The organism is Pseudorhodobacter sp. (assembly GCF_034675685.1).
Taxonomy (GTDB): Bacteria; Pseudomonadota; Alphaproteobacteria; order Rhodobacterales; family Rhodobacteraceae; genus Pseudorhodobacter.
This window is the reverse complement of sequence record NZ_JAUCDA010000013.1, coordinates 50,228-75,824: the sequence shown is the minus strand read 5'-3', so window position 1 is coordinate 75,824 and position 25,597 is coordinate 50,228. Positions and strand designations below refer to the sequence as shown.

The window sequence follows — 25,597 nt, the reverse complement described above, 5'->3', positions numbered from 1 at the left end:
TTGGCTTAAATCGCCGCCCAGTCCCGAAAGACCGTCTGGCCTTGCTGCTGGCTGCTGCTGGGTGCTTGTCCCTGCTGTTGCGGCGATTGGGTCGGGGCAGGGGTGCTGCCTTGTTGTTGCGAAACAGGGGCTTTGGCCATGATTTTGGTTCCGATTGTGACGACTGTCTTGCACCAGTCAGATCACTAAAATTTTAGGGGTCAGTTGCGGCCAGCGATTGGCAGCAATATGGCAAGAGTGCGGCGATCTAGTCGCGTAAATTGCCAACTTCAAGAGGGGGTGGGCGGTGAACACGAAGTCTTGTGATAAAGGCCACAGCGGGCGGCAGGTTTCAGCCGAAGCCGTCGTGTTTTTTTGCGCCGCAGGCCCCCAAAACCCTGCGGTCAGGCCACTTTAAGCAAGGCTTTCAGGCCCGTGTTGTTGTGTACAAGATCCGCCAGCGTGACCCGATCCAGCGAATCATAGAACGCCTTCAGCGCGTCGGAAAAGGCACAGGTCAGCAAACAGCTTGCGACAAGCGGGCAATTGCCACGATCGGCGCTTAGACATTCCGTCAGCGCGACCGAGCTTTCAAACCAGCGCACCACTTCACCAACCGGCAGGCCCGCCGGGTCGCGCCGCAGCAAAAGCCCGCCACTGCGCCCCCGTACCGTTGTGATGAATCCGGCTTTTGCCAGCTTGTGGATCACTTGCGACAGATGGTTTTCCGAGGCATTGCACGCCGTTGCCACCTCTTGCTTGCGCACTGTGCGCCCCGGATTGGCGGCACAAAACATCAGCGTGCGCATGGCAAGGTTGGTTCGGATTGTAAGTTTCATGCGTTTCCCCTGAGGCCCAAGCCATCAAGCCTTATCGCGCAAAATACCGGAAAACCATGATCTAGATCAGAGGTTATGGCCTAAGTCACGGCAATAAACCCCGCTTTGCTTGACTTTGTTAGCGCTATCGGTGATTGCAGTGCAAGATAGCATCGTGCCGCAGCCATTGGGTGCTTGCCGTTCCTGGGCCATATGCGCAAACTGAACCATAGCTTTTTTCCGTCCCGAAATCGGGGCCAACGCCACATTAGGAAACCACTCGTGAACACGCCGCTCAAACCGCTTCAAGCTGCCCCCTCTGTGACGCATGGCGCCTTGGCTGATGATGTGCTGCGGCACCTGACCTTTACCCTTGGCAAAGACCCGGATCACGCCAGCCGCTATGATTGGCGCATGGCCCTGTCTTTTGCGATTCGTGATCGGGTGGTTGGCCCGTGGTTCACCTCGACCCGCCGCATTTGGGCCGAGCAGCGCAAGCGGGTCCATTATCTGTCGATGGAATTTCTGATCGGTCGCATTCTGGAAGATGCCGCCATGAATTTGGGGCTGGACGCCGAGGCAAGCACGACCATGGCCGCGTTCGGCCAGGATTACCGCGCCTTGATCGAGGATGAGCCCGACGCCGCCCTTGGCAATGGTGGTCTGGGCCGCTTGGCCGCCTGTTTCATGGAAAGCATGGCAACACTTGGCTGCCCGGCCTATGGCTATGGTATCCGCTATGAGCATGGGTTGTTTCGCCAGCGGTTTGAGGGGGGCGTTCAGATTGAAACCCCCGAAGACTGGCTGTCGCAATCCAACCCGTGGGAATTTGCCCGCCCCGAGGCCGCCTATACCATCCCCTTCAAAGGCCAGATGGAGGGCAACAGATGGGTACCGGCGGAAACGGTTTGCGCCTCGGCCTATGATATGCCGGTGGTTGGCTGGCAGGGCAAATGGGCCAATACGCTGCGTTTGTGGGGGGCCAAGGCCACCACCCAGTTTGATCTGGAACGCTTTAACCGGGGCGATTACGCCGCCGCCGCCGAACCCGAGGCGCTGGCCCGCACGCTTAGCCGTGTGCTGTATCCCGATGACACTACCTATCAGGGCAAGGAGCTGCGCCTGAAACAGGAGTTTTTCCTGACTTCCGCCGCGCTTCAGGACATCGTGCGCCGGCATGTCGCCGCTGGCCTTGATGTTCGCGCCTTGCCCAATCACGTCGCCATTCAGATGAATGACACGCATCCCGCCATAGCCGGGCCGGAACTGATCCGCTTGCTGGTGGATGACCACGGGCTGGCGTTTGATGAGGCGCTGAAAACCACACAGGCCTGTCTTGGCTACACCAACCACACGCTTTTGCCCGAAGCGCTTGAAAAATGGACCACATTCACCTTTGGCACTGTGCTGCCGCGCCATATGCAGATTGTCGAGCAGATTGACAGCGCGCATCGGCGTGCCAACCCCAACCGCCCGCATTACATCGGCATCGTGAAGCACCATGAGGTCAGGATGGGCGAGTTGGCCTTTATCACCGCGCATCGCGTGAATGGCGTCTCGGCGCTTCATTCCGATCTGGTGAAACAAAACCTGTTCCCGGAACTCGACAAACTTCACCCCGGCCGCATCATCAATCAGACCAATGGCGTCACACCGCGCCGCTGGCTGCGCATGGCAAACCGCCCGCTGGCCGGCCTGATAACCGACAGCATCGGGGCAGGCTGGGAGGATGATCTTGATCGCCTGAAAGCGCTTGAACCTCATGTCGAGGATGCCGCTTTTCGTGACGCTTTCGATGCGGCCAAGCGCCAGAACAAGGCGGCGCTTGGCGATTGGCTAGCCGGCGAATGTGGCATCAAGGTCAATCCCGACGCGATATTCGACGTGCAGATAAAACGCATCCACGAATACAAACGCCAGCTTTTGAACATCATGGAAACCGTCGCCCGCTATCAGGCGATCAAGGCCAACCCCAACGGAAATTGGGTGCCCCGCGTCAAGATTTTTGGCGGCAAGGCGGCACCGGGCTATGTTGTGGCCAAGGAAATCATTCGTCTTGTCAATGATGTGGCGGCCGTTGTTAACAATGACTCTGAAGTTGGTGACCTGCTGAAAGTCGTGTTTCCCGCCAATTACAACGTCTCGATGGCCGAACGGCTGATCCCGGCTTCGGATCTGTCGGAACAAATTTCGACCGCCGGCAAAGAGGCATCGGGAACCGGCAACATGAAGTTCATGATGAACGGGGCGCCGACCATTGGCACGCTTGACGGCGCGAATGTTGAAATACTGGAACAGGTCGGGGCGGAAAACTTCTTTCTTTTCGGGCTTACGGCAGCCGAGGTCGTTACCCGCCGCGAAACCCCCGATCACGCCCGCCGGGCGATAGAGGCCAGCAGCCCCTTGCAAGCCGTGCTGCAAGCGATTGCCGAAGGGCAGTTTTCGCCCGGCCAATCTGATCGCTACCATGATCTGGTCCATCGCGTGTGGCATCACGATTACTTCCTCGTGGCGGCTGATTTTGACGCCTATCTTGCGGCTCAAGCCCGGGTGGATGTTGCCTATGCAAACCGTGACCTGTGGTTGCGCATGGCGGCGTTGAATACGGCGCGCTCTGGTTTCTTCTCGTCTGATCGCACAATTCGTGGCTATATGACTGATATCTGGTCTGTAGAGTCGGCCCTGTAAGGGCCAAAGGGGGGGCTATGCCCAAGGGATCGACCAAATCGCTGGCCACCCGCAGCGTGCGCGCGATTGCGCAAGGGACGCATGGCGACCCGTTTTCGGTGCTTGGGCTACATCCCGTGGGCGAGGCGTGGCAGTTGCGCGCCTTTGTGCCGGGGGCCGAAACACTGACGGTTCTGGCACAGACACAGATCGTGGCAACGCCCTTCAAGGATGTTCCCGGCTTTTTCACCGCTGACCTGCCAGACCAAACCGCCTATCGCCTGCGCGCCAAGGGCAGCGGCGCGGAATGGGAATTTGACGACCCTTTCCGCTTTGGTCCGGTTTTGGGGGCGCTGGATGAATACCTGCTGGGCGAGGGCAAGCACAAGCGCCTGTGGCAAGGTCTGGGCGCACATCTGATCACCCATGAGGGGGTAGAGGGCGTGCATTTCGCCGTCTGGGCCCCCAATGCACAGCGCGTCTCGGTGGTCGGTGATTTCAATATCTGGGATGGCCGCCGTACACCGATGCGCCTGCGTGGTGGAACAGGGGTGTGGGAAATTTTTGTCCCCGAGCTGACCGAAGGCATGATCTATAAATATGAGCTGCGCAGCCATGATGGCGCTGTGATGCCGCTGAAATCCGATCCGGTTGGTTACGGGTCAGAGCATCCACCCGCCAATGCATCTGTGGTGCGTGATCTGCGAAACCCCGATTGGCAGGATGCTGAATGGATGCAGACCCGCGGTGCCGCGCAGTCGGTTGATGCCCCCATTGCCGTTTATGAGGTGCATCTGGCATCTTGGAAACGCGCGCCCGGTGATCGCATGCTCAGCTATGCCGAACTTGCCGATCAGCTTGTCGCATATGTTACCGATATGGGGTTTACCCATATCGAGCTGATGCCGATCTCGGAATACCCGTTCGATGGCTCTTGGGGTTATCAGCCCGTCGGCCTTTTTGCGCCCACGATTCGCCACGGTACACCACCTGAATTTCGGGCCTTTATCGACGCGGCCCATCAGGCAGGCGTCGGCGTGTTGCTGGATTGGGTGCCTGGCCATTTTCCATCGGATGCCCATGGGTTGGCCCGTTTCGACGGCACCCCGCTGTATGAGCATGCCGACCCGCGCGAAGGGTTCCACCAGGATTGGAACACCCTGATCTTCAACTACGGGCGGGTAGAGGTTGCGAATTACCTGATCTCCAATGCGTTGTATTGGCTGGAGGAATACCATCTGGACGGGCTGCGCGTCGATGCTGTCGCCTCTATGCTGTATCGCGATTACAGCCGCGATGCGGGCCAATGGATCCCCAATCGCGATGGCGGGCGCGAAAATTACGAAGCGATTGCCCTGCTGCAAAACATGAACATCACCGCCTACGGCGAGGTGGCGGGCATCATGACCGTGGCCGAGGAAAGCACCGCCTTTCCCGGCGTCTCACGGCCGGTTGATCATGGCGGGCTTGGCTTTGGCTTCAAATGGAACATGGGCTGGATGAATGACACCCTGTCCTATATGAAACATGATCCGATCCACCGCAAACACCATCACCACCAGATGACTTTTGGCCTGCATTACGCTTGGTCCGAAAACTTTATCCTGCCGATCAGCCATGATGAGGTGGTGCATGGCAAAGGTTCGATGCTGGCCAAGATGCCGGGCGACCGCGACCAGAAGTTCGCCAATCTGCGCGCCTATTACGGGTTCATGTGGGGCCATCCGGGCAAGAAACTGCTGTTCATGGGCTGTGAATTTGCCCAAAGCGGCGAATGGGCGCATGGCCGCAGCCTTGATTGGCACGAACTTGACGGCGACCATGGCCTGCCCCATCGCGGTATGCAAAGCCTGATCCGCGATCTGAACCGGCTGTACCGCACCACCCCCGCGCTGCACCTGCATGATACGCGCGCCCAGGGCTTTGACTGGATTTCCAGTGAAGATGCCGACGGCTCTACCTATGCCTTTGTTCGGAGCGGCGGGCCCGACGATGCGCCGATGGTGGTTGTCTGCAACTTTACCCCGGTTGAGCGTCATATTCGCCTTGGCCTGCCAAAAGCAGGGCGCTGGAAAGAAGTGCTGAACACCGATGCCCTGTGCTATGGCGGGGGCAATCGTGGCAATTTTGGCGGCGTGCAAACCGAGGCCACGCCAAGCCACAACCAGCCACAATCGGCAATGATCACCTTACCACCACTGGCGACCGTCTTTTTTCAGCAAGGCCGATGACCGCCCGGCACCGCCGGGGCATATGATTTCACGGGAGGGGAGACCGAATGCAACCACGCACACATCAAAGGCTGTCATCGCAGGCCATGGCTTTTGTTCTGGCCGGTGGCCGTGGCAGCCGCTTGAAAGAGTTGACCGACAAGCGCGCCAAGCCTGCCGTTTATTTTGGCGGCAAGACCCGGATCATCGACTTTGCGCTGTCCAACGCGCTGAACTCGGGTATCCGCAAGATGGCGATTGCCACGCAATACAAGGCGCATAGCCTGATCCGCCATATGCAGCGCGGTTGGGGCTTTTTCCGGGCCGAGCGTAATGAATATCTGGATATCCTGCCCGCCTCGCAACGGGTGTCCGAGAACAAATGGTATCTGGGCACCGCCGATGCCGTGACCCAGAATATTGATATTGTTGACAGTTATGGCGTGAAATACGTTGTCATTCTGGCCGGTGACCATATCTACAAGATGGATTATGAAATCATGCTGCAGCAGCATGTTGAAACCGGGGCCGATGTGACAATTGGCTGCCTGACCGTGCCTTTGGCCGAAGCCTCGGCCTTTGGTGTCATGGATGTTGATGCCGAGCTGCGCGTCACGGCCTTTCTGGAAAAGCCGGCCAACCCGCCCGCTATGCCCGGCGATCCGGATTCGGCGCTTGCCTCGATGGGGATCTATGTTTTCAACTGGGATTTCCTGCGTGATCTGCTGATCCGTGATTCTGAAAACAGCAATTCCAGCCATGATTTCGGCAATGATCTGATCCCCGATATTGTGAAAAACGGCAAGGCGATGGCGCATCGCTTTTCCGAAAGCTGCGTGACCAGTGGCCTGGAAACCGAACCTTATTGGCGCGATGTCGGCACCATTGATGCGTTTTGGCAAGCCAATATCGACCTGACCGATTTCGTACCAAAACTTGACCTTTACGATAATGCCTGGCCGATCTGGACCTATGCCGAGATCAAGCCCCCCGCAAAGTTCATCCATGATGAGGACGACCGCCGTGGTTCGGCGGTGTCGTCGCTGGTCTCGGGCGATTGTATTGTTTCGGGGTCGTCGGTATCGAACAGCCTGTTGTTCACCGGCTGCCGCACCCATAGCTTTTCCAGTCTGGAATATGTGGTGGCCCTGCCCGATGTGATTGTGAACCGCAAAGCCGAGTTGAAAAACTGCGTGATTGATCGAGGTGTGATTATTCCCGAGGGTTTGGTGGTGGGGCAAGACCCGATTGCCGATGCGCGATGGTTTCGCCGGACCGATGCCGGTGTGGTGCTTGTCACGCAAGATATGCTGGACATGCGGGCGCGAAAACTGGGTTAGCGCAGGGGGCCGGCGGCCGCCGGCCCGGGGGGCTTTCTGCCCCCCAAAGTCGCTTTGCTTTTCCAAAGAGACTTTGGAAAAGCAAAGCGACACCCCCCGAGGATATTTGGGCCGAACAGAAAGGGTTTGAAGATGGGACGCGTGCTGTCTGTTGCGTCGGAATGTGTACCGCTGTTGAAAACCGGGGGGTTGGCCGATGTTGTCGGTGCCTTGCCGCAGGCCTTGGCGGGGCAGGGTTGGGAGATGCGGGTCTTGATGCCTGCCTATCCTTCGGTTTTGCCACAAATTTCGGGTTGGCCCGAGGTTTGGGCCGAGTCTGACCTGTTTGGCGGGGCGGGGCGGGTGGTTGCGGGACAGGTGGCGGGGATTTCCATACTGCTGCTGGACGCGCCGCATTTGTATGATCGTGAGGGCGGCCCCTATTCCGGGCCGATGGGGGATTGGCCGGATAACAGCATTCGGTTTGCTGCATTGAGTTGGGCTGGTGCGGCAATTGCACGCGAGGGGCTGCAAGATGGCTGGCGCCCGGATGTGCTGCATGCGCATGATTGGCAAGCGGGTTTGGCCCCGGCCTATCTGGCCTATTCCGGCGCCAGCGTGCCAAGCGTGATGACCGTTCACAACATCGCATTTCAGGGCTTTGCGCCGGCGTCGCAGCTGGCTGCGCTGCGCTTGCCGACGCAACACTATCACCCCGATGCGCTGGAATATTTCGGTGGGCTTTCCAGTTTGAAGGCCGGCCTGATCACGGCCTCAAAGATAACCACGGTTTCGCCCAGCTATGCCGGAGAGTTGCGCCGGGCTGAGTTTGGTATGGGATTGCAGGGGGTTTTGACTGCCCGCGCGGCCGATGTGTCTGGTATTCTGAACGGGGTGGATACGGCTGTCTGGAGCCCTGAAACCGGCGCGCACCCGTATTCGGCGCGCGCACCCAAAGGTAAGGCCCATGCGCGCACCGCGCTTTGTACCGAGTTAGGGTTGGATGTTCCCGGCCCTTTGGCCATCATCGTCAGCCGGTTGACCGACCAAAAGGGTATCGACCTTATTCCGCTGGTGGCCGCAGAGTTTCTTGCCGCTGGTGGCGGGCTTGCGGTTCTGGGCAGTGGCGACCCCGGCCTGGAGGCGCAAATGCGCGCACTGGAGGCGCAATATCCGGGGCGTGTTGCCGTAAGTATCGGCTATGATGAAGATCTCAGCCAGCGGATGTTTGCGGGGGGGGATGCGGTGCTGGTGCCGTCGCGGTTCGAACCTTGCGGGCTGACACAGATGTACGGGTTGCGCTATGGCACCTTGCCGGTTGTTGCCGCCGTGGGCGGGCTTGCCGATACGGTGATCACCGCCAATCCGGCGGCGGTAAGTGCAGGCGTGGCAACCGGCATCAGTTTTCATCCCACGGATGCTGCGGCCTTTGGGCTGGCCTTGCAACAGCTGATCCGCTTGTATGCCGATCGCAAGATCTGGGCGCAAATGATGCGCAACGCCATGCGCCATCCCGTTGGCTGGGAGGAAAGCGCCGCGCGTTACGCCGCGCTTTACGCGGGGCTTGTGGCGTGACGCACAGCCCGTTGCCCAGCAGCTTGCCTGGGGTGAAAGCCCACCCCGGTTCAGCCTATTCTCTTGGGGCGACGCCGCAAGATGGCGGTGTGAATTTCGCGCTGTTTTCGGCGGCGGCCCAACGGGTGGAGCTGTGCCTGTTTTCCCAAGATGGCAAGCATGAGCAGGCCCGTATCGTGATGCCTGACCGTGACGGCGATATCTGGACGGCGCATATTGAGGGGCTGGCGGTAGGTGCGCGCTACGGCTACCGCGTCCACGGCCCCTATGCGCCCGAAAAAGGTCAGCGTTTCAACCCCGACAAGCTGCTGCTAGATCCCTATGCCCGCCGCTTTCAGGGCAGTTTGCGCTGGTCCGATGCGCTGCTGGGGTACAAACCCGGTTCGCTTCGCGCTGATCTGTCCATCGACCACCGCGACAGCGCCGCCTTCATGCCCAAATGTGTTGTTGCGGCCCCGATTGATCCTGCCGATCGCGGGCCCGGCCATGCCTATGGCGACAGCGTGATCTATGAGGCCCATGCCAAGGGCCTGACCATGCAACACCCGGATATTCCTGCGGGTTTGCGGGGCCGCTACCTTGGGCTTTGCGCCGCGCCGATGCTGGATCATCTGCGCCAGCTTGGTGTCACCGCGATTGAACTTTTGCCGGTTCACAGTTTTATTGATGACCGTTTTCTGGTTTCCAGGGGGCTGCGCAACTATTGGGGCTATCAGACGCTTGGCTTTTTCGCCCCTGACATGCGCTATGCCAGCACCGATGCGCTGAGCGAGTTTCGCCAGATGGTTGCCGCATTCCACAGCGCCGGTATCGAGGTGATTTTGGATGTCGTTTACAACCACAGCGGCGAGGGGGATGAGCTGGGCCCGACCCTTGCTTACCGCGGCCTTGATAACGCCAGCTATTACCGGCTGCGCGATGGCGGGCGTTATTATGTGAACGATACCGGCACCGGCAACACGCTGAACCTGTCACACCCGATGGTGCTGCGTATGGTCATGGATTCCTTGCGCTTTTGGGCGCGTGATATGGGCGTCGATGGCTTTCGCTTTGATCTGGGCACTGTGTTGGGTCGTGAGGACGGCGGGTTTGACGCGGGCGCAGGCCTGCTGGATGCCCTTCGCCAAGACCCCACGCTGGCGCGTAGCAAGCTGATTGCCGAACCGTGGGATATCGGCCCCGGCGGCTATCAGCTTGGCAATTTTCCGCATCCTTTTGCCGAGTGGAACGACAAGTTCCGCGATGGCACGCGGCGGTTTTGGCGTGGCGATGCCGGTATGGCCCCCGATTTTGCTGCCCGCCTTTTGGGCAGCGCCGGGCAGTTTGACCATCACAATCGCCCCGCCACCGCCTCCGTCAATTTCGTCACTGCGCATGATGGCTTTACCCTGACCGATCTCACGCAATTCACCGTCAAGCGCAACCTTGCGAATGGGGAAGATAACCGTGACGGCCATGGCGACAACCATTCCGACAATCTGGGGGTAGAGGGGCCAACAGACAACGCAACCATCATCGCGGCCCGGCATTTGCGCAAACGCAACCTGTTGGCAAGTTTGCTGCTGGCCCAAGGCACGCCAATGATTTTGGCGGGCGATGAATTGGGCAACAGTCAGGGCGGCAATAACAATGCCTATGCGCAAGATAACCCCACGGGCTGGATCACCTGGGAAGACGCGGATGAGGCCCTGATTGCCTTTACAGCCCGGCTGATTGCAGTGCGCAAAGCCCACCCGGTTTTGCGTCAGCGCCATTTTCTGCACGCAGCCACCCGCGCCGATGGGGTGCGTGATGTTGTCTGGCGCCGTCCCGATGGAAAGGAACCCACTGCCGCCGATTGGCATGATGCCGGTTTTCGCTGTCTCGGGCTGGAATTGCGCCATGCGGCGGCCGCCGGGAATCCCTGCACCGATGCTTTGTTTATCGTGTTCAATGCCGGGGCCGAACAGCCCGTCCACTTGCCTGATGCCGCAAACCTGTGGCATTTGATCCTTGACACCACGCGCCCCGATTCCCCGTTGCAAACGCCTTTGGTGTCGCCGCTCGTCGCGCCCGCACAATCAGTGCTCGTCTTCGCCACCCCCCCTGAACAGCAGGAGCCGCCCCATGATTGAAACCATCCAAACCACGCCTTTTGAGGGCCAGAAACCGGGTACCTCGGGGCTGCGCAAGAAAACACGGGTGTTCATGCAGCCGCATTATCTGGAATGTTTTGTGCAGGCGCTCTTTGATGCGATTGGCGGCGCTGCGGGCAAGGTGTTCGTGATCGGCGGCGATGGGCGGTTTTACAACGATACCGCCGTGCAGATCATTTTGCGTATGGCCGCCGCACAAGGGGCCAAATCAGCCATTGTCGGGCAGAGTGGGCTGCTTTCAACCCCCGCTGCCAGCCACCTGATCCGGCTGAACAAGACCGATGGTGGCATCATCTTGTCGGCCAGCCATAACCCCGGCGGGATTGACGAAGATTTTGGCATCAAATTCAACACGCCCAACGGTGGCCCGGCCCCCGAAACCGTAACCGAGGCGATGTTTGCCGCCACCAAAACCATCAGCCACTACAAGACGCTGAAGACCCCCGATATTGACCTTGGCACCATTGGCAGCACGCAACTGGCCGAAATGTCGGTGCAAATCGTCGATCCGGTGGCGGATTATGCCGCGCTGATGGAAAGCCTGTTCGATTTTCCGGCAATGCGCGCGCGGTTCGCCGATGGGTTTACCATGCGCTTTGATGCGATGAATGCCGTGACCGGCCCCTATGCCCGCGACATTCTTGAAACGCGTCTTGGCGCGGCCAAAGGCAGCGTTACCCATGGCACGCCGCTGCCCGATTTTGGCGGTATGCACCCCGATCCCAACCCCACCTGGGCGCATGAACTGATGGCCGAGATGATGGGGGAGGCGGCCCCTGATTTCGGTGCCGCCTCGGATGGTGATGGTGATCGCAACATGGTTGTCGGGCGCGGTGTCTATGTCTCGCCCTCTGACAGCCTTGCGGTTCTGGCCGCCAACGCCCATCTTGCCCCCGGCTATAGCGCTGGCCTTAAGGGGATCGCGCGTTCCATGCCGACCTCGGCGGCCGCTGACCGTGTGGCGCAGGCGATGGGGGTGGAACATTTTGAAACCCCGACAGGCTGGAAATTCTTTGGCAATCTGCTGGATGCCGGGCGCTGCACCATTTGCGGCGAAGAAAGCTTTGGCACCGGTTCCGACCATGTGCGCGAAAAGGATGGGCTGTGGGCGGTGCTGCTCTGGCTGAACATCCTTGCTGTGCGGGGCCAGTCCGTAGCTGAAATTCTGACCGAGCATTGGGCCAGATATGGCCGCAACTACTACAGCCGCCATGATTTCGAAGCGATTGAAACCGCCAGGGCCGATGCCATGATGTCGGCGCTGCGTGTCAAATTGCCGACTCTTCCCGGCACTGAATTTGCGGGCATGACCATCCGGGCCGCCGATGATTTCGCCTATACCGATCCGGTGGATGGCTCGGTCAGCAAAAATCAGGGGGTGCGCATCATTTTTACCGATGACAGCCGTATCGTCTATCGCCTTTCGGGCACCGGCACCGAAGGCGCTACCCTGCGCGTCTATCTGGAGCGTTACCTGCCCGGCCCCGGCGACCTGCACCTTGACCCGCAAGCAGCACTGGCCCCGATCATCACGGCGGCCCATGCCCTGGCCGGGATTGACCAGTATACAGGCCGCACCAGGCCCAACGTCATCACCTGATGCGGTTTGCACGCAGTTTGTCCTATTGCGTTTTGCGTTCGATCTACCGCGACAGATCTACCGCAAAACGCTTTGGCGGCGCGATCTGACACCCATCTGTCGCCAATCGCCGCGACATAGCCACGGGCAAAGCAATAGCTTCTGTTTCAGGCCCGAAAACAGGGCTGTTTCAGGAGGTGTTCCCCATGAATGACGTCAAACCACAACGCAGTGGCCGCCAGTCCCGTCAGGCCCAACGCGCCACACGCGGGGGCGGCATGGGGCGGCCCTATATCATGCGCAATATCCCGACCTATGACGTGCTGTCCGAAGAAAATCTGCTGAAGATCGAGTCAACTGCCGACCGTATCCTTGCCGAGGTCGGGATAGAGTTTCGTGATGACCCCATCGCACTTGACCATTGGCGGCGTGCCGGGGCCGATGTGCAGGGCCTTTTGGTAAAGTTCCCGCCCGGCCTGCTGCGTGAGGTGCTGAAATCGGCCCCCGCCCAATTCACCCAACATGCGCGCAATCCGGCCAATAACGTCGAAATCGGTGGCAAATCCGTAGTCTTTGCGCCCGCCTACGGCTCTCCCTTTGTGATGGATCTTGATCGGGGCCGACGCTTTGGCACGATCGAGGATTTTAAGAATTTCATCAAACTGGCGCAATCCTCGCCCAATTTTCACCATTCGGGCGGCACAATCTGTGAGCCGACCGATATTGCGGTGAACAAGCGTCATCTTGATATGGTGATGGCACATCTTACCCTGTCGGACCGCCCCTTCATGGGCTCCGTCACCGCCGAAGATCGCGCCGAGGACAGTATCGACATGGCGCGCATCGTCTTTGGCCGTGATTTCGTGGATCAGAATTGCGTCATCCTTGGCAATGTCAACGTGAACTCGCCGCTGGTCTGGGATGGCACGATGACCAACTCTTTGCGCGCCTATGCCCGCGCCAATCAGGCGGCGGTCGTGGTGCCGTTTATCCTTGGCGGTGCAATGGGGCCGGTGACCACCGCAGGCGCATTGGCGCAATCGCTGGCTGAAACCATGGCCGGTTGCGCGCTGACCCAGTTGGAACGCAAAGGCGCGCCGGTGATTTTCGGCAATTTCCTGTCGTCGATGTCGCTGCGCTCGGGCTCGCCTACCTTTGGCACGCCCGAACCTGCAATCGGGTCCATGGTCATCGGCCAGCTTGCGCGCCGCCTGAATCTGCCACTGCGCTGTGCGGGCAATTTCACCACCTCAAAGCTGCCCGATGCGCAGGCCATGTCCGAGGGCACGATGTCGATGCTCTCGGCCATCCATTGCGGCGCGAATTTCATCCTGCATTCGGCGGGGTTTCTGGATGGCCTGCTGGCGATGTCCTATGAAAAATTCATGCTCGACGCTGATCTGTGCGGGGCGCTGCACACCTATCTTGACGGCATCCAGATCGACGACAACCAACTGGCGCTGGACGCTTTCCGCGAGGTTGGCCCCGGCAATCATTTCTTTGGCTGCGCCCACACGCTGGCCAATTATGAGACCGCCTTTTGGGATTCCGACCTTGCCGATAATGACCCGTTCGAGAAATGGGAGGCCGCAGGCGGCCTTGACGCCGCCACCCGCGCCAATACGCTGTGGAAAAAACGGCTGGCCGAATTTGTACCCCCCGCGCTGGATGCGGGCATCCGTCAGGGGTTGGAGGAATTTGTTGCCGCCAAAAAGAGCCAGGTCAAAGATATGTGGTACTGATTGCATACCCTGCCGCTGATGTGCTGAAGACCTGTGTGCCCGACTGCGCACCCAAGGCTGGTAGCGCCGAAGATCGGTTTGAGGCGGTCGGGGTGCAAAAGTTCGGCCCGGTGACGGAGCGCTTGACGGGGCGCTTGACGGGGCGCGCGTTCGCTTGCGGTAGCAGGCTTGGCGATCATGGCCAAAGGCAAAAATCGCGGCCGATCTGCTTGCGACGGCAGCGGATGGCATCGGGTTCAAAAAGGGTAGTTTTGCGGTTGCAGGCGCCGACAAGGCCAGCACCCCTGGCGAAAGGTTTTTTGGCCCGCCGCGCTTCGGCTGAAAGCCTTTCTCATATATCGCTGCCTGAAATAAAGGATTTCAACGCGTTATGTGACAGGCCTTGTTTCAGGCCCAAAGTGAGTCGCACAATATCCCGCATGACACTCGGCTGAAAACCCAAGAGCCGGGGCTGGAAGAAACCGCCCTTTACTCACCCGGCGATTGAAACCCCGCCCAACCGCTGCCCGGCTTTAGCCCTGCGCACCCTGATGCAGATATACGGCACAGCCGGTCAGGGCGGCAAAATCATCCTCGATCACCGAGACCGAAAAGTTCTGCATGAAGCCAGCGAACCGGCCTTTATCCCGAAAGGCGGCTTCAAACCCCATTGATTCCAGATGGGGGGCCATGGCGCGTGACACCCCGCCACATAGATAGATGCCGCCAAATGGCAGATGGACAAGAGCAAGATTTCCCGCCTCTGCCCCCAAAAGCCGCACGAAAAGGCGCGCTGTATCACTGGCCAGCCCGGTGCCCTTTTCCGATGCAAGCGCCGCGACGATATCGGCGGCAGCGCGCTCCTCGGGCGTGCCTGCTTCGTTGGATACGAAGGCAAACAGCCGTTCCAGCCCGCGCCCCGACAGCACATCTTCAACCCCCGGAAAGCCATGCGCGGTTTCGACAAAATGCGCGAGCCGCAAATCCGCCTCGGTGCGGACCGGCATATTCACATGCCCACATTCCGAGGCCGCGACGATGCGCCCCCAAGGCGTTTCATGCACCGGGGCGGCGTTGAACCCGGTTCCGACCCCGATCACCAGTTTGGCCGCCCCCGCGCTGGGTTCAGCCTGCCCGATAACCGGACGCAGATTTTCAAGCGCGATATGGCCCAGGGCATGGCCCTGCGCCTGAAGGTCATTCAAGATCGCAACCACCCCTGCGCCGGTTGCCCGTTCCAGCGTGGCACCATCAATCGTCCAATCCAGATTGGTCATCGTGGCCACGCCCTTCGCCACCGGCCCGGCCACAGCCACACAGGCACCCGTGCATACAACCCCGCCCTGGGTTTGCAAATACGCGCGCAAAATCGTTTCCAGGCCGGGATAGTCGGCGTTTCGATAGCGCCGTATCGTGGACGCCCGCAAAACCTTGCCATCGGCCAGCGCAACCCGTGTATTCGTGCCGCCAATATCGGCAACCAGATTCAGGCGGGCGGTAAGGGGCGTAGACATGGCGTTGCTCCGATCTCAGACGCGGCGCAAAAGAGCAGCCTTGAGCGCGTGATAGGATGCTTTGGGGGTGCGCTGCAAGGTTTCGAAATCGACATGCACCAAACCGAAGCGTTTTTCATAGCCATGTGCCCATTCGAAATTATCCATCAGTGACCAGGTGAAATAGCCCTTTACCGGAACCCCTTCGGCAATAACGGTTTGCACGGCGGCCAGATGCTGCGCCAGATAGTCAATCCGGGGTGTATCATCAACCACCCCGCCGCGCAAAACATCGGCCCCGGCCATACCGTTTTCGGTGACATAGATCGGCAAATCGCCGGAATAATCGGCAGCGGTGCGGCGCAGGAAAAATTCCAGCCCCTCGGGGTAAATCTCCCAACCCACTGCGGTCTTGGGCAAGGGGCCGTCCACCTCATGATGTGCGGGCCATGGGCCGGGGGCAGGGGCGATCAGCTTGCGGGTGTAATAGTTCACCCCGACCCAATCGACGGGTGCGGCGATTGTCGCCATATCGTCTTGCCAGCCCTGCGGCATATGGGGGCCAAGCCCTTGCAGCACATCGGCGGGGTATTCGCCGCGGAACATCGCTGACACAAACCAGCGGTTATAGTACCCGTCGTAAAGGCTGGCAGCGGCGGCGGCGGCGGCACTGCCATTGGCGGGGGCTGCGTATTCCATATTGCACACGGCCCCCAGATTGCCGATGCCAAGCCCGCGCATCACCTCTATCGCGCGGCCATGGGCAAGCCCGACATGATGCATCGCCCGCGCTGTGGCCCGAATATCGCGCAAGCCCGGCGCGTGATGGCCCAGAAAATGCGACAGCCAGGCCACGCACCACGGCTCATTGATCGGGGCCGCAGACCAGACCCGGTCCCCGATCCGTTGCATCAAAACCTGGGTATAATCGGCAAACCACCCGGCAATATCGCGGTTGCGCCAGCCGCCCAGATCGGCCAGCGCCGAGGGCAGTTCCCAATGATAAAGCGTCAGCGCGGGCTTTATCCCGCGTTCCAGCAGGCCGTCGATCAAGCGGTCGTAATAATCAAGCCCTTCGGCATTCACCGCACCGCGCCCCTCGGGCATCACCCGCGCCCATGAGCTGGAAAAACGATAGACATCAAAGCCTGCGGCCTGCATCAGGTCAAAATCCTCGGGCCAACGATGATAGTGATCGCAGGCGAGGGCGCCGTTTTCGGCGCGAACCACATTGCCGGGGGTGGCGGCAAAATCATCCCAATGCGTGCGACCTGCGCCGCCAAAGCCATGGCCCTCGATCTGATAGCTGGAGGTGGCGGCCCCAAACAGGAAATCCTTCGGAAACTCAGCGCGTTTTGGCAGCATAGTCAGGGCCTTTGGGGTGCGGGGCCGGTGGATTGGCCGATGATCAATTCGGCCTCCAGCAGCCGGTTGGAAGGGGCGGCGGCAGGGGTGGCGATGGTTTCCAACAGCATGGCTGCCGCAAGCCGCCCCGCTTCGCGTACCGACGACCGGGTCGCGGTGAAAATCGGTACATCACCGCCGTTTTTCATATAGCTCAGATCATCGTCATGGATGATGACGGAAATATCGCGCCCGATCCTCAGCCCGGCTTCGTCAATCGCCCGCCGCGCCCCCAGTGCGATGATCATCGACGACAGCAAAAAGGCGGTGGGCGGCGCTGGCAGCGCCAGCATCTCGCGAACCGCCTGATAGCCAAGCCCCTCGGTCATCTCGATAGATCGCATAAGCTGGCAATCAACACCCACATTGCGCGCCGTCAATGCCTCCTGATAGCCGGTTCGGCGGCGGATCGCGAAATCCATGAACTCCAGCCCATTTACCAGCCCGATACGGCTATGGCCCAGATCCAGCAAGAAATCGGTGGCGCGGCGAAAGGCGCGGCGGTTATTCACATCCACCCATGAATAGGGATGCCCGGCCCCGGTTGCACGACCATGCACCACAAAGGGCATCTTGATTTCATGCAGCAGCTTGATGCGAAAATCATCTTGCTTGGGCGAATGGACGATCACCCCGTCAACATTGCCGCGCGATTTCATTTCGCGGTAGACGCGCGCCTCATCCCCATCTGGCACGATCGACAAGATCAAATCATACCCGGCCTTGGAATAGGTTTCGCCAGCCCCCGCAATAAAATCGGCAAAGATCGGGTTCACGATTTCATGCCGGGTTTCCACCGGGATCACATGGCCAACCGCCATCGCCCGGCCCGTTGCCAGCCGGATCGCGCGGGTGTTTGGCTGATAGTTGTAAAGCCTGGCTGCGGCCATCACCCTTTCACGCGTGGCCGCGCTCACCTCGGGGTAGCCATTCAGCGCACGGCTGACTGTCGTGGGCGAGAGGCCCAGCTTCAGGGAAAGGTCTTTCAGGTTCATCAAATTACCCAAAGCGGTTTGGATTTATTGAAATCGTAGCGGGAACTTCGGGTAAGGTCAAAGCCTAACTTGGCACGCCTAGGCCCGGTTTTGGCTGTAGCCAAAGCGGTTGTGATAAGGCCTTTTTCTGGATATGTCGGCATTTTCGCCGCCAATCCTCGCATGCCGTCATTGACACACTGATGAAATTCGCTGAAGATAAATCACCCAAAGCGGTTTGAAATTGATTCTGCCGCCAAGATATCAATCACAACGCCAAAAGGCGTGATCATCGGGAGGATGATATGAAAACCAGTTATTTTACGGGGGCGGCTGTCATTGCCTTGCTGGCAGGTGCCGGGCACGCCCAGGATCTGAAGTTTGCTCCGGGTGAGGATGCGCGCTTTCACTGGGACAGTTTTGAAGCGCTGAAAGCGGCCGACCTGAAGGGCCAGACGCTGAAGATCGACGGGCCTTGGGGCGGCGTTGACAAGGAATTGTTTGAAAGCGTGATCGCGTATTTTGAGGCGGCGACCGGTGCCGATGTCGAATATACCGGCGGTGACGGGTTTGAGCAGCGCGTGATGATTGATGTCGAGGCGGGCTCGCCCCCCGGTATCGCCGTGATTCCGCAGCCCGGCCTTGCCGCCGATCTTGCCAAACGTGGCAAACTGACGGCCTTACCCGCTGAAACAGCCGATTGGCTGAAGGAGAATTACGCCGCAGGCCAATCCTGGGTGGATTTGGCAACTTATGCAGGCCCCGATGGCGCCAAGGCGCTTTACGGTCTGTTCTACAAGGTCGATGTAAAGTCGCTGGTCTGGTATGTGCCTGAAAACTTTGAGGATGCCGGTTATGAGGTGCCAACCTCGATGGAAGACCTCAAGACGCTGACCGAGCAGATCGTTGCCGATGGTGGCACGCCCTGGTGCATTGGTCTGGGCTCTGGCCCTGCGACCGGCTGGCCCGCGACCGATTGGGTCGAGGATATGATGCTGCGCAACAATACGCCCGCCGATTATGACGCCTGGGTCAGCAATGAGATGAAGTTTGACGACCCCAAGGTCATCGCCGCGATTGAGGATTTTGGCTGGTTTGCGCGCAATGACAAATTTGTGGCCGGTGGTGCGGGTGCCGTGGGGTCCACCGATTTCCGCGACAGCCCCAAGGGCCTGTTTGCCTCGCCGCCCGCCTGCTACATGCACCGTCAGGCCAGCTTCATTCCCTCGTTCTTTCCCGAAGGGACCGTTGTCGGGCAGGATGCCGATTTCTTTTACTTCCCGGCCTATGCCGACAAGGATCTGGGCAAACCGGTGCTGGGCGCAGGCACGCTGTTTGTCATCACCCAAGACAGCCCTGTCGCCCAAGCCTTTATGACCTTCTTGCAAAGCCCGATCGCGCATGAGGTCTGGATGGCGCAAAAAGGTTTCCTGACCCCGCATAAAGGCGTCAATGCCGATGCCTACGGCGACCCGACCTTGCAGAAAATGGGTGGCATCTTGTTGGGTGCCGATACCTTCCGCTTTGACGGCTCTGATTTGATGCCGGGGGCGATTGGGGCAGGCGTGTTCTGGACGGGGATGGTAGATTATACCGCCGGCAAGGATGCGGCGGCCGTCGCGGCCGATATCCAAAAGACATGGGACAGCATCAAGTAAGCAACCGCACAGGTTTCCCCCGCCGGCCATATGCCCTGCGGGGGAACGACAAGTCCAAGCCGGGTCCACAAGCGGAATTTTCGGAGAAAATTCGGGGTGGCTTTGTGCTGGCACTCAAGACGGAACAGGGGGATCATGGAACAGTTCGTAATGGCGGCCGTGACGATTATCGTCGGTGTGTTTGGCTGTATTTGTTACTTTTTCTTGTCAAACATTGCGCTTGATCGGCTGTTTCCCGCGTCCGGCCCCAAGGCCGGGGCCAATATCAACCGGGCCAATCAGATCCGGCCCTGGCTGTTCATGTTCCCGGCCTTGGCCTTGCTGACGGTCTATCTGGTCTACCCGGTGTTCGTGTCGGTCTACCTGTCTTTCATGGATGCCGAGGGTGATAATTTTGTCGGGGCGGCCAATTACATCTGGCTGATCAATGACGATAAATTTCGCGAAAGCATGTTCAACAATCTTTTGTGGCTGGTGTTCGTGCCTGCGGCCTCTACCTTTTTCGGGCTGGTTGCGGCCGCCGTAACCGACCGTATCCGCTGGGGGAATTTTGCCAAGGCAATGATTTTCATGCCGATGGCGATTTCCTTTGTCGGGGCGGCCGTGATCTGGAAGCTGGTCTATGAATATCGCCCCGATGGGCAGGAACAGATCGGCATCCTGAACGCACTCTGGACCGGGATGGGGGGGCAGGCGCAAACCTGGCTCACCTCTCCCGTCATCAATTCCTTTCTTTTGATGATCGTGCTGGTCTGGATCCAAACCGGCTTTGCCATGGTGATCTTGTCGGCGGCCCTGCGCGGCATCCCCGAGGAAACCATCGAGGCCGCTATCCTTGATGGTGCCTCGCCGTTGCAGGTTTTCATGAAAATCAAGGTCCCACAAATCTGGGGTACGATTTTGGTGGTCTGGACCACGATCACGATCACCGTGCTGAAAGTCTTCGACATTGTGCTGACCATGACCAACGGCCAATGGGGCACGCAGGTTTTGGCGAATCTGATGTTTGACTGGATGTTTCGCGGCAATGATACGGGCCGCGCCTCCACCGCCGCGATCGTGATCATGCTGATGGTGACGCCGATCATGATCTGGAACATCCGAAACGCTGCAAAGGAGGCGCGCTGATGGATAATATCGTCGGCACCCGATCGCGGCTGGTCTGGGCGGTGAACCTTTGCGCCTTGGCGCTGGTGGTGCTGTGGACTTTTCCAACCTTTGGCCTGCTGGTATCCAGCTTTCGCGACCGTGATCAGATCAGCGCCTCTGGCTGGTGGAAGGCAATGTTTCCGTCCGAGGCTTCGGTGCAATATCGCGCACCGGGGCCGGATACGGCGGTGCTGAAAGACGGGCTTTTTGTGATTGAGGGCAATATTTTCGAAGGCGGCGCGGGCAAGGTCAGCGCTTTTGGCACCTCTATCCGCGAACCCGGCGCGCATGCGGTGGGCAGCAGCGTTGTGACCAAGGATAATGAAACCGTGACCGTTGCCCGAAATGGCGATTTCACCATCACCTCTTCCACAGCGATGGACGGCAACCGGGGCATGCGCATCTTTGCAACCACGGTGACACCCGCGCGCTTTACCTTTGAAAACTATGGCCGCGTTTTGGGGGCCGAAGGGTTAGGGCGGGCGTTTTTGAACACGATGACTGTTTCCATTCCGGCAACAGTCATTCCGATTCTGGTTGCCGCCTTTGCCGCCTATGCGCTGGCCTGGATGGAGTTTCCTGGCCGGGCGCTGATCGTGGCGCTGGTGGTTGGCCTGTTGGTGGTGCCGCTGCAACTGGCGCTTATCCCCTTGTTGAAGCTGCATAATGAAATCGGCATCGGCAAAAGCTATATCGGCATCTGGCTGGCGCATACCGGCTTTGGCCTGCCACTGGCGATTTACCTGTTGCGCAATTACATGGTCGGCTTGCCGCGTGAGATTATTGAAAGCGCGCGGGTGGATGGCGCGACGGATTTTCAGATTTTCCTGAAAATCATCCTGCCCTTGTCCTTTCCCGCGCTGGCCTCTTTCGCGATTTTTCAGTTTCTGTGGACGTGGAATGACCTGTTGGTGGCCCTGGTGTTTCTGGGCAATTCGGCGGATCAACTGGTGATGACCGGGCAGTTGAAAAACCTGATGGGGTCGCGCGGGGGCGATTGGGAAATTCTGGCAACCTCGGCCTTTGTCACCATTGCGGTGCCGCTGGTCGTGTTCTTTGCGATGCAAAAATATCTGGTCCGGGGCCTGTTGGCCGGATCTGTGAAGTAAGGGAAAAGGGATGGCAATGGCTGGTAAATTGGACGCGACAGCGCGGGCGATGGATACGCAGTGGTGGCGCGGGGCGGTGATCTATCAGATCTATCCGCGCAGTTTTCAAGACAGCAACGGCGATGGGATCGGTGATCTGGCAGGCATCGTGCAACGCTTGCCCCACATCGCCGAACTGGGGGCGGATGCGATCTGGATCAGCCCGTTTTTCACCTCGCCGATGAAGGATTTCGGCTATGACGTGTCGGATTATTGCGATGTCGACCCGATGTTCGGCACCCTGGCCGATTTTGATGCGGTGATCGCGGCGGCGCATGGCCTGGGCCTGCGGGTGATGATTGACTTGGTGTTGTCGCATACCTCGGATCAGCACCCTTGGTTCATTGAAAGCCGCGCCAACCGCACCAATCCGCGCAGAAATTGGTATGTCTGGGCCGACCCAAAGCTGGATGGCACCCCGCCGACCAATTGGCTTTCCATCTTTGGCGGCTCGGCCTGGCAATGGGATGCGCGGCGCGAACAGTATTTCTTGCACAATTTTCTGACCACGCAGCCCGATCTGAATTTCCATGAACCGCAAGTGCAGGCGGCGCTGCTGGATGTGGCGCGGTTTTGGCTGGAACGCGGCGTTGACGGCTTTCGCCTCGATACCATCAACTTTTACACCCATGACAAATATCTGCGCGACAACCCCGGCCTGCCGCCGGAATTGCGCAACGCCGATACAGCACCCGCGGTAAATCCCTATAACCACCAGATGCATCTGTTTGACAAAAGCCAGCCCGAGAATGTCGAGTTTTTGAAAAAACTGCGCGCGGTGATGAAGCCTTATAACGCGGCGGCGGTGGGCGAGGTGGGCGATGCCCAGCGCGGGCTGGAAATTCTGGGCGAGTATACGCGCGGCGATGACCGGATGCAGATGTGCTATGCCTTTGAATTTCTGGCCCCTGACCGGCTGACCCCGGCGCGGGTGGTTGAAACCTTTCGTGCGCTGGAAGAGGCCGCACCCGATGGCTGGGCCTGCTGGGCGTTTTCCAACCATGACGTTGTGCGCCATATCACGCGCTGGGGGCTTTCGGTAGATGCAGCAAAGGCTTATGCGACGTTGCTGATGTGCCTGCGCGGCTCTGCCTGCCTGTATCAGGGCGAAGAACTGGGCCTGCCCGAGGCCGAGATTGCGTTTGAAGACCTGCAAGACCCCTATGGCATCGAGTTTTGGCCCGAGTTCAAAGGCCGGGATGGCTGCCGCACGCCGATGGTCTGGCAAGCGGATAATCAGGCCGGCGGCTTCAGCACGGGCAAGCCCTGGCTGCCGATCCCGGCCCAGCACTTGCGCCTTGCGGGGCCAGAGGCAAAGGGCAAAGACAGTCTGTTCGCGCAGTATCAGGCCGCATTGGCCTTGCGGCACCGACACAAGGTTTTGCGCAGCGGCGCGCAAAGCGATATGATGGCCGCGGGCGATCTGCTTTGCTTCATGCGCAGCGATGCGACGGATAGGGTTTTTTGCGCGTTCAACCTTGGTGAAACGACGGTCACAACCACCTTGCCGGCGGGCAACTGGCACGCGTTGGGGCAGGAAGATGGGCCGGTTCTGGGCCAAACCATCATCTTGGCGCCGTGGCAATCTTGCGTGGCCGTCAAGCAATGAAATCGGGGGGCGGCAGCAATGGCTGATCTGAAGCTGACGAATGTTGAAAAGGCTTACGGCGAGGTAAAGGTCCTTGCCAATATCAACCTCGACATCAAACAAGGTGAGCTGATCGTGTTTGTTGGCCCTTCAGGCTGTGGTAAATCCACGCTTTTGCGGATGATTGCGGGGCTGGAGCGGATTACGGGCGGCGAATTGCAGATTGACGGCAGGGTCGTCAATGATGTGCCGCCCGCGCAGCGCGGCATTGCGATGGTGTTTCAGTCTTACGCGCTCTACCCGCATATGACGGTGCGCGAAAACATGGAATTCGCGCTGAAAATCGCCAAGAAAAGCAAGGATGAGATTGCCGCAGCCGTGAACAAGGCCGCGACCATCTTGCAACTGACGCCCTATCTGGACCGCCTGCCCAAGGCGCTTTCGGGCGGGCAACGCCAGCGCGTGGCCATTGGCCGCTCGATCGTGCGGGACCCAAAGGTGTATTTGTTCGATGAGCCGCTGTCCAATCTGGATGCGGCCTTGCGCGTGGCGACACGGATTGAAATTGCCCAGCTAAAGGAACAGATGCCCGATCGCACGATGATCTATGTGACCCATGATCAGGTTGAGGCGATGACGCTGGCCACCCGGATTGTGGTACTGGCAGGCGGCGGGATCAGCCAGGTTGGCAGCCCGCTGGATTTATATGAGCGGCCACAGAATGAATTTGTGGCCCAGTTCATCGGCTCACCCGCGATGAACCTTTTGCCGGGGCAAGTGGTGGAAACCGGGGAGCAGACCGTGGTCAGGCTGGCGGGCGGCGGTGTGGCGCGATCATCAGTGCCGACTGTTGCAGCGGATTTGGGCATGACGGTGAATATCGGCGTGCGCCCCGAGGATCTGGTCGCGACCGAGCGTGAGCCCCTGTTCACCGGCGAAGTGGAGATTACCGAAGCCTTGGGTGAGGTCACCTTGCTTTATTTCAAACGGCAGGGGGGCGCGGCGCAGGTTGTCGGAAAATTGCCGGGCATCCATGCCGGATTGCGGCATAAGGTGGTGCATCTGACGGCCGACCCCAAAAAGGTGCATATGTTCCACAACGGGTTGTCTTTGCTGTACAGATAAGCGTCATAGCAGCGCCACGCCCAGCAAGAACACGGCACAAAGGCCCAGGGAAACAAGGGTAGGCACCCAAAGCGTATAGCGCGGGGCGGGGATGGGTTTCATGGGCGGCCCTCAGGGTTTTTCAAATTGCTTGCCCTGTCTTAATCCCACATTCAGGTTTCTGATGTCTTAAGGGCGTATGGATATCCGCTGGGATCAGGCAAGCGAAGATGAATGGCAAGCCCGCATGGCCTGCCACGCCCACATGCCTTTGCGCCAAGACTGGGCCTTTGGCGAGGCGATGCGGCGGCTGGGGGTGAAAACCGGCCGGGCCGTTATTTATGATGCGGGGCAAGCGATTGCCGCCGCCCAGGTGTTGCAGCGGCGCGGGCTGCAAATCATCGGGCAGGGGCCCATATGGCTGGCCGAGGTGCCCCCCGCAAGAAAACGCCGGGCCCTGCGCTGTCTGGCCCGCCATGCCGGGGCGACCATTGTCACCCCCGATGCACCTTTGTCCGGCTGGGGAATGATACCCCTGATCACAGCCAAAGCCTCGGCGCTGTGGCGGATTGATGGGACGACACAGGCGCTGCGCCAGGGCTTGCAGGCGAAATGGCGCAATCGTTTGGTGAAGGCTGAAAAGACCGTGAAGCCAATGCCTTTGGCTGTGCCAAAGCTGCAAGCCCTGTTGGCCCAAGAGGCGGCACAGCGCCGCGCGCGGGGATATGGCAACCTGCCGGGGGTCATGGCGCTGGATTGGTCCGGTGGCATTGTGGCGCTTGGCTGGCACGCAGGCGGGGCATTGCAAGCAGGCATGGTGTTTTTGCGGCATGGCCATTGTGCCAGCTATTTTCTGGGCTGGGCCAGCCCTGCGGCCCGCGCCGCTTTTGCGCATGGCCCGATCTTGTGGCAGGCGGCCCTGGCCTTGCGGGATCGCGGGGTGCAGGTGCTGGATCTTGGCGCGGTGAACACAGAAAACGGTGCAGGGCTTGCCCATTTCAAGCTGGGCACCGGGGCAAGCGTGGTAATGGCAGGCGCGACCAGCCTGATAGTGCCGGGATAGCCAGCAAGGGGCA

Annotated in this window: 17 protein-coding genes; 13 read left to right on the top strand and 4 right to left on the bottom strand. The window is 59.5% G+C overall.

Going from position 1 to position 25,597, the window contains the following annotated elements:
- Positions 1-383 precede the first annotated feature (383 nt).
- Positions 384-818 carry an Rrf2 family transcriptional regulator gene (locus tag VDP61_RS10355; protein WP_323006831.1) on the bottom strand — a complete coding sequence of 145 codons (435 nt, stop codon included), beginning with the start codon at positions 816-818 and terminating at the stop codon, positions 384-386.
- Positions 819-1,079: 261 nt separating this feature from the next.
- Here VDP61_RS10355 and VDP61_RS10350 point away from each other — a divergent pair, with 261 nt between their 5' ends.
- From VDP61_RS10350 to VDP61_RS10320, 7 genes are all read left to right on the top strand, one after another.
- Positions 1,080-3,485, top strand: coding sequence for a glycogen/starch/alpha-glucan phosphorylase (locus tag VDP61_RS10350; RefSeq protein ID WP_416236526.1), 2,406 nt, complete (start codon positions 1,080-1,082; stop codon positions 3,483-3,485).
- A gap of 17 nt (positions 3,486-3,502) precedes the next feature.
- Complete coding sequence (glgB, locus tag VDP61_RS10345; protein WP_323006830.1) at positions 3,503-5,695, top strand: 1,4-alpha-glucan branching protein GlgB; 2,193 nt, start codon at positions 3,503-3,505, stop codon at positions 5,693-5,695.
- A 47-nt stretch (positions 5,696-5,742) separates the two neighbouring features.
- The gene (gene glgC / locus VDP61_RS10340) at positions 5,743-7,014 is read left to right on the top strand and encodes a glucose-1-phosphate adenylyltransferase (RefSeq protein WP_323006829.1); all 1,272 of its coding nucleotides are present in this window, start codon (positions 5,743-5,745) and stop codon (positions 7,012-7,014) included.
- A gap of 132 nt (positions 7,015-7,146) precedes the next feature.
- A complete protein-coding gene (gene glgA / locus VDP61_RS10335) occupies positions 7,147-8,568 on the top strand; it encodes a glycogen synthase GlgA (protein ID WP_323006828.1) in 1,422 nt (473 codons plus the stop codon).
- Entirely contained in the window at positions 8,565-10,682 is a 2,118-nt protein-coding gene (gene glgX, locus VDP61_RS10330) for a glycogen debranching protein GlgX (RefSeq protein ID WP_323006827.1), read from the top strand. Before glgA ends, glgX begins: the two co-directional genes overlap by 4 nt.
- On the top strand, positions 10,675-12,303 hold the full coding sequence (locus VDP61_RS10325; RefSeq protein WP_323006826.1) for an alpha-D-glucose phosphate-specific phosphoglucomutase: 1,629 nt from the start codon (positions 10,675-10,677) through the stop codon (positions 12,301-12,303). Before glgX ends, VDP61_RS10325 begins: the two co-directional genes overlap by 8 nt.
- 185 nt (positions 12,304-12,488) lie before the next feature.
- The gene (locus tag VDP61_RS10320) at positions 12,489-14,024 is read left to right on the top strand and encodes a trimethylamine methyltransferase family protein (RefSeq protein ID WP_323006825.1); all 1,536 of its coding nucleotides are present in this window, start codon (positions 12,489-12,491) and stop codon (positions 14,022-14,024) included.
- A 512-nt stretch (positions 14,025-14,536) separates the two neighbouring features.
- On the opposite strand, the gene VDP61_RS10315 is transcribed toward VDP61_RS10320, so the two are convergent.
- From VDP61_RS10315 to VDP61_RS10305, 3 genes are read right to left on the bottom strand one after another with little or no spacing between them, the layout of a single operon-like run.
- Positions 14,537-15,517: a glucokinase gene (locus VDP61_RS10315; RefSeq protein ID WP_323006824.1), complete on the bottom strand. Its 981-nt coding sequence runs from the start codon at positions 15,515-15,517 to the stop codon at positions 14,537-14,539.
- Positions 15,518-15,532: 15 nt separating this feature from the next.
- The gene (locus VDP61_RS10310) at positions 15,533-16,861 is read right to left on the bottom strand and encodes a GH1 family beta-glucosidase (RefSeq protein ID WP_323006823.1); all 1,329 of its coding nucleotides are present in this window, start codon (positions 16,859-16,861) and stop codon (positions 15,533-15,535) included.
- Between the two features lie 2 nt (positions 16,862-16,863).
- Positions 16,864-17,895 carry a substrate-binding domain-containing protein gene (locus VDP61_RS10305; protein WP_323006822.1) on the bottom strand — a complete coding sequence of 344 codons (1,032 nt, stop codon included), beginning with the start codon at positions 17,893-17,895 and terminating at the stop codon, positions 16,864-16,866.
- A gap of 284 nt (positions 17,896-18,179) precedes the next feature.
- On the opposite strand from VDP61_RS10305, the gene VDP61_RS10300 reads away from it, so the two are divergent.
- From VDP61_RS10300 to VDP61_RS10275, 6 genes are all read left to right on the top strand, one after another.
- Positions 18,180-19,532, top strand: a complete 1,353-nt coding sequence (locus VDP61_RS10300; protein ID WP_323006821.1) for an ABC transporter substrate-binding protein — start codon at positions 18,180-18,182, stop codon at positions 19,530-19,532.
- Positions 19,533-19,667: 135 nt separating this feature from the next.
- Positions 19,668-20,660 (top strand): sugar ABC transporter permease, encoded by a 993-nt coding sequence (locus VDP61_RS10295; protein WP_323006820.1) that lies wholly within the window; start codon positions 19,668-19,670, stop codon positions 20,658-20,660.
- Positions 20,660-21,790 (top strand): carbohydrate ABC transporter permease, encoded by a 1,131-nt coding sequence (locus VDP61_RS10290; RefSeq protein ID WP_323006819.1) that lies wholly within the window; start codon positions 20,660-20,662, stop codon positions 21,788-21,790. Before VDP61_RS10295 ends, VDP61_RS10290 begins: the two co-directional genes overlap by 1 nt.
- A gap of 16 nt (positions 21,791-21,806) precedes the next feature.
- Complete coding sequence (locus tag VDP61_RS10285) at positions 21,807-23,438, top strand: alpha-amylase family glycosyl hydrolase (protein WP_323006818.1); 1,632 nt, start codon at positions 21,807-21,809, stop codon at positions 23,436-23,438.
- 18 nt (positions 23,439-23,456) lie between these two features.
- The gene (locus VDP61_RS10280; protein WP_323006817.1) at positions 23,457-24,542 is read left to right on the top strand and encodes a sn-glycerol-3-phosphate ABC transporter ATP-binding protein UgpC; all 1,086 of its coding nucleotides are present in this window, start codon (positions 23,457-23,459) and stop codon (positions 24,540-24,542) included.
- A gap of 178 nt (positions 24,543-24,720) precedes the next feature.
- Positions 24,721-25,584: a hypothetical protein gene (locus tag VDP61_RS10275; protein ID WP_323006816.1), complete on the top strand. Its 864-nt coding sequence runs from the start codon at positions 24,721-24,723 to the stop codon at positions 25,582-25,584.
- Positions 25,585-25,597 lie beyond the last annotated feature (13 nt).

Bases quoted from the DNA above. Each gene is read 5' to 3' on its own strand.
- VDP61_RS10355 (WP_323006831.1), bottom strand. From the start codon at position 818: ATGAAACTTACAATCCGAACCAACCTTGCCATGCGCACGCTGATGTTT.
- glgB (WP_323006830.1), top strand. From the start codon at position 3,503: ATGCCCAAGGGATCGACCAAATCGCTGGCCACCCGCAGCGTGCGCGCG.
- glgC (WP_323006829.1), top strand. From the start codon at position 5,743: ATGCAACCACGCACACATCAAAGGCTGTCATCGCAGGCCATGGCTTTT.
- glgA (WP_323006828.1), top strand. From the start codon at position 7,147: ATGGGACGCGTGCTGTCTGTTGCGTCGGAATGTGTACCGCTGTTGAAA.
- VDP61_RS10325 (WP_323006826.1), top strand. From the start codon at position 10,675: ATGATTGAAACCATCCAAACCACGCCTTTTGAGGGCCAGAAACCGGGT.
- VDP61_RS10320 (WP_323006825.1), top strand. From the start codon at position 12,489: ATGAATGACGTCAAACCACAACGCAGTGGCCGCCAGTCCCGTCAGGCC.
- VDP61_RS10315 (WP_323006824.1), bottom strand. From the start codon at position 15,517: ATGTCTACGCCCCTTACCGCCCGCCTGAATCTGGTTGCCGATATTGGC.
- VDP61_RS10310 (WP_323006823.1), bottom strand. From the start codon at position 16,861: ATGCTGCCAAAACGCGCTGAGTTTCCGAAGGATTTCCTGTTTGGGGCC.
- VDP61_RS10305 (WP_323006822.1), bottom strand. From the start codon at position 17,895: ATGAACCTGAAAGACCTTTCCCTGAAGCTGGGCCTCTCGCCCACGACA.
- VDP61_RS10300 (WP_323006821.1), top strand. From the start codon at position 18,180: ATGAAAACCAGTTATTTTACGGGGGCGGCTGTCATTGCCTTGCTGGCA.
- VDP61_RS10295 (WP_323006820.1), top strand. From the start codon at position 19,668: ATGGAACAGTTCGTAATGGCGGCCGTGACGATTATCGTCGGTGTGTTT.
- VDP61_RS10290 (WP_323006819.1), top strand. From the start codon at position 20,660: ATGGATAATATCGTCGGCACCCGATCGCGGCTGGTCTGGGCGGTGAAC.
- VDP61_RS10285 (WP_323006818.1), top strand. From the start codon at position 21,807: ATGGCTGGTAAATTGGACGCGACAGCGCGGGCGATGGATACGCAGTGG.
- VDP61_RS10280 (WP_323006817.1), top strand. From the start codon at position 23,457: ATGGCTGATCTGAAGCTGACGAATGTTGAAAAGGCTTACGGCGAGGTA.
- VDP61_RS10275 (WP_323006816.1), top strand. From the start codon at position 24,721: ATGGATATCCGCTGGGATCAGGCAAGCGAAGATGAATGGCAAGCCCGC.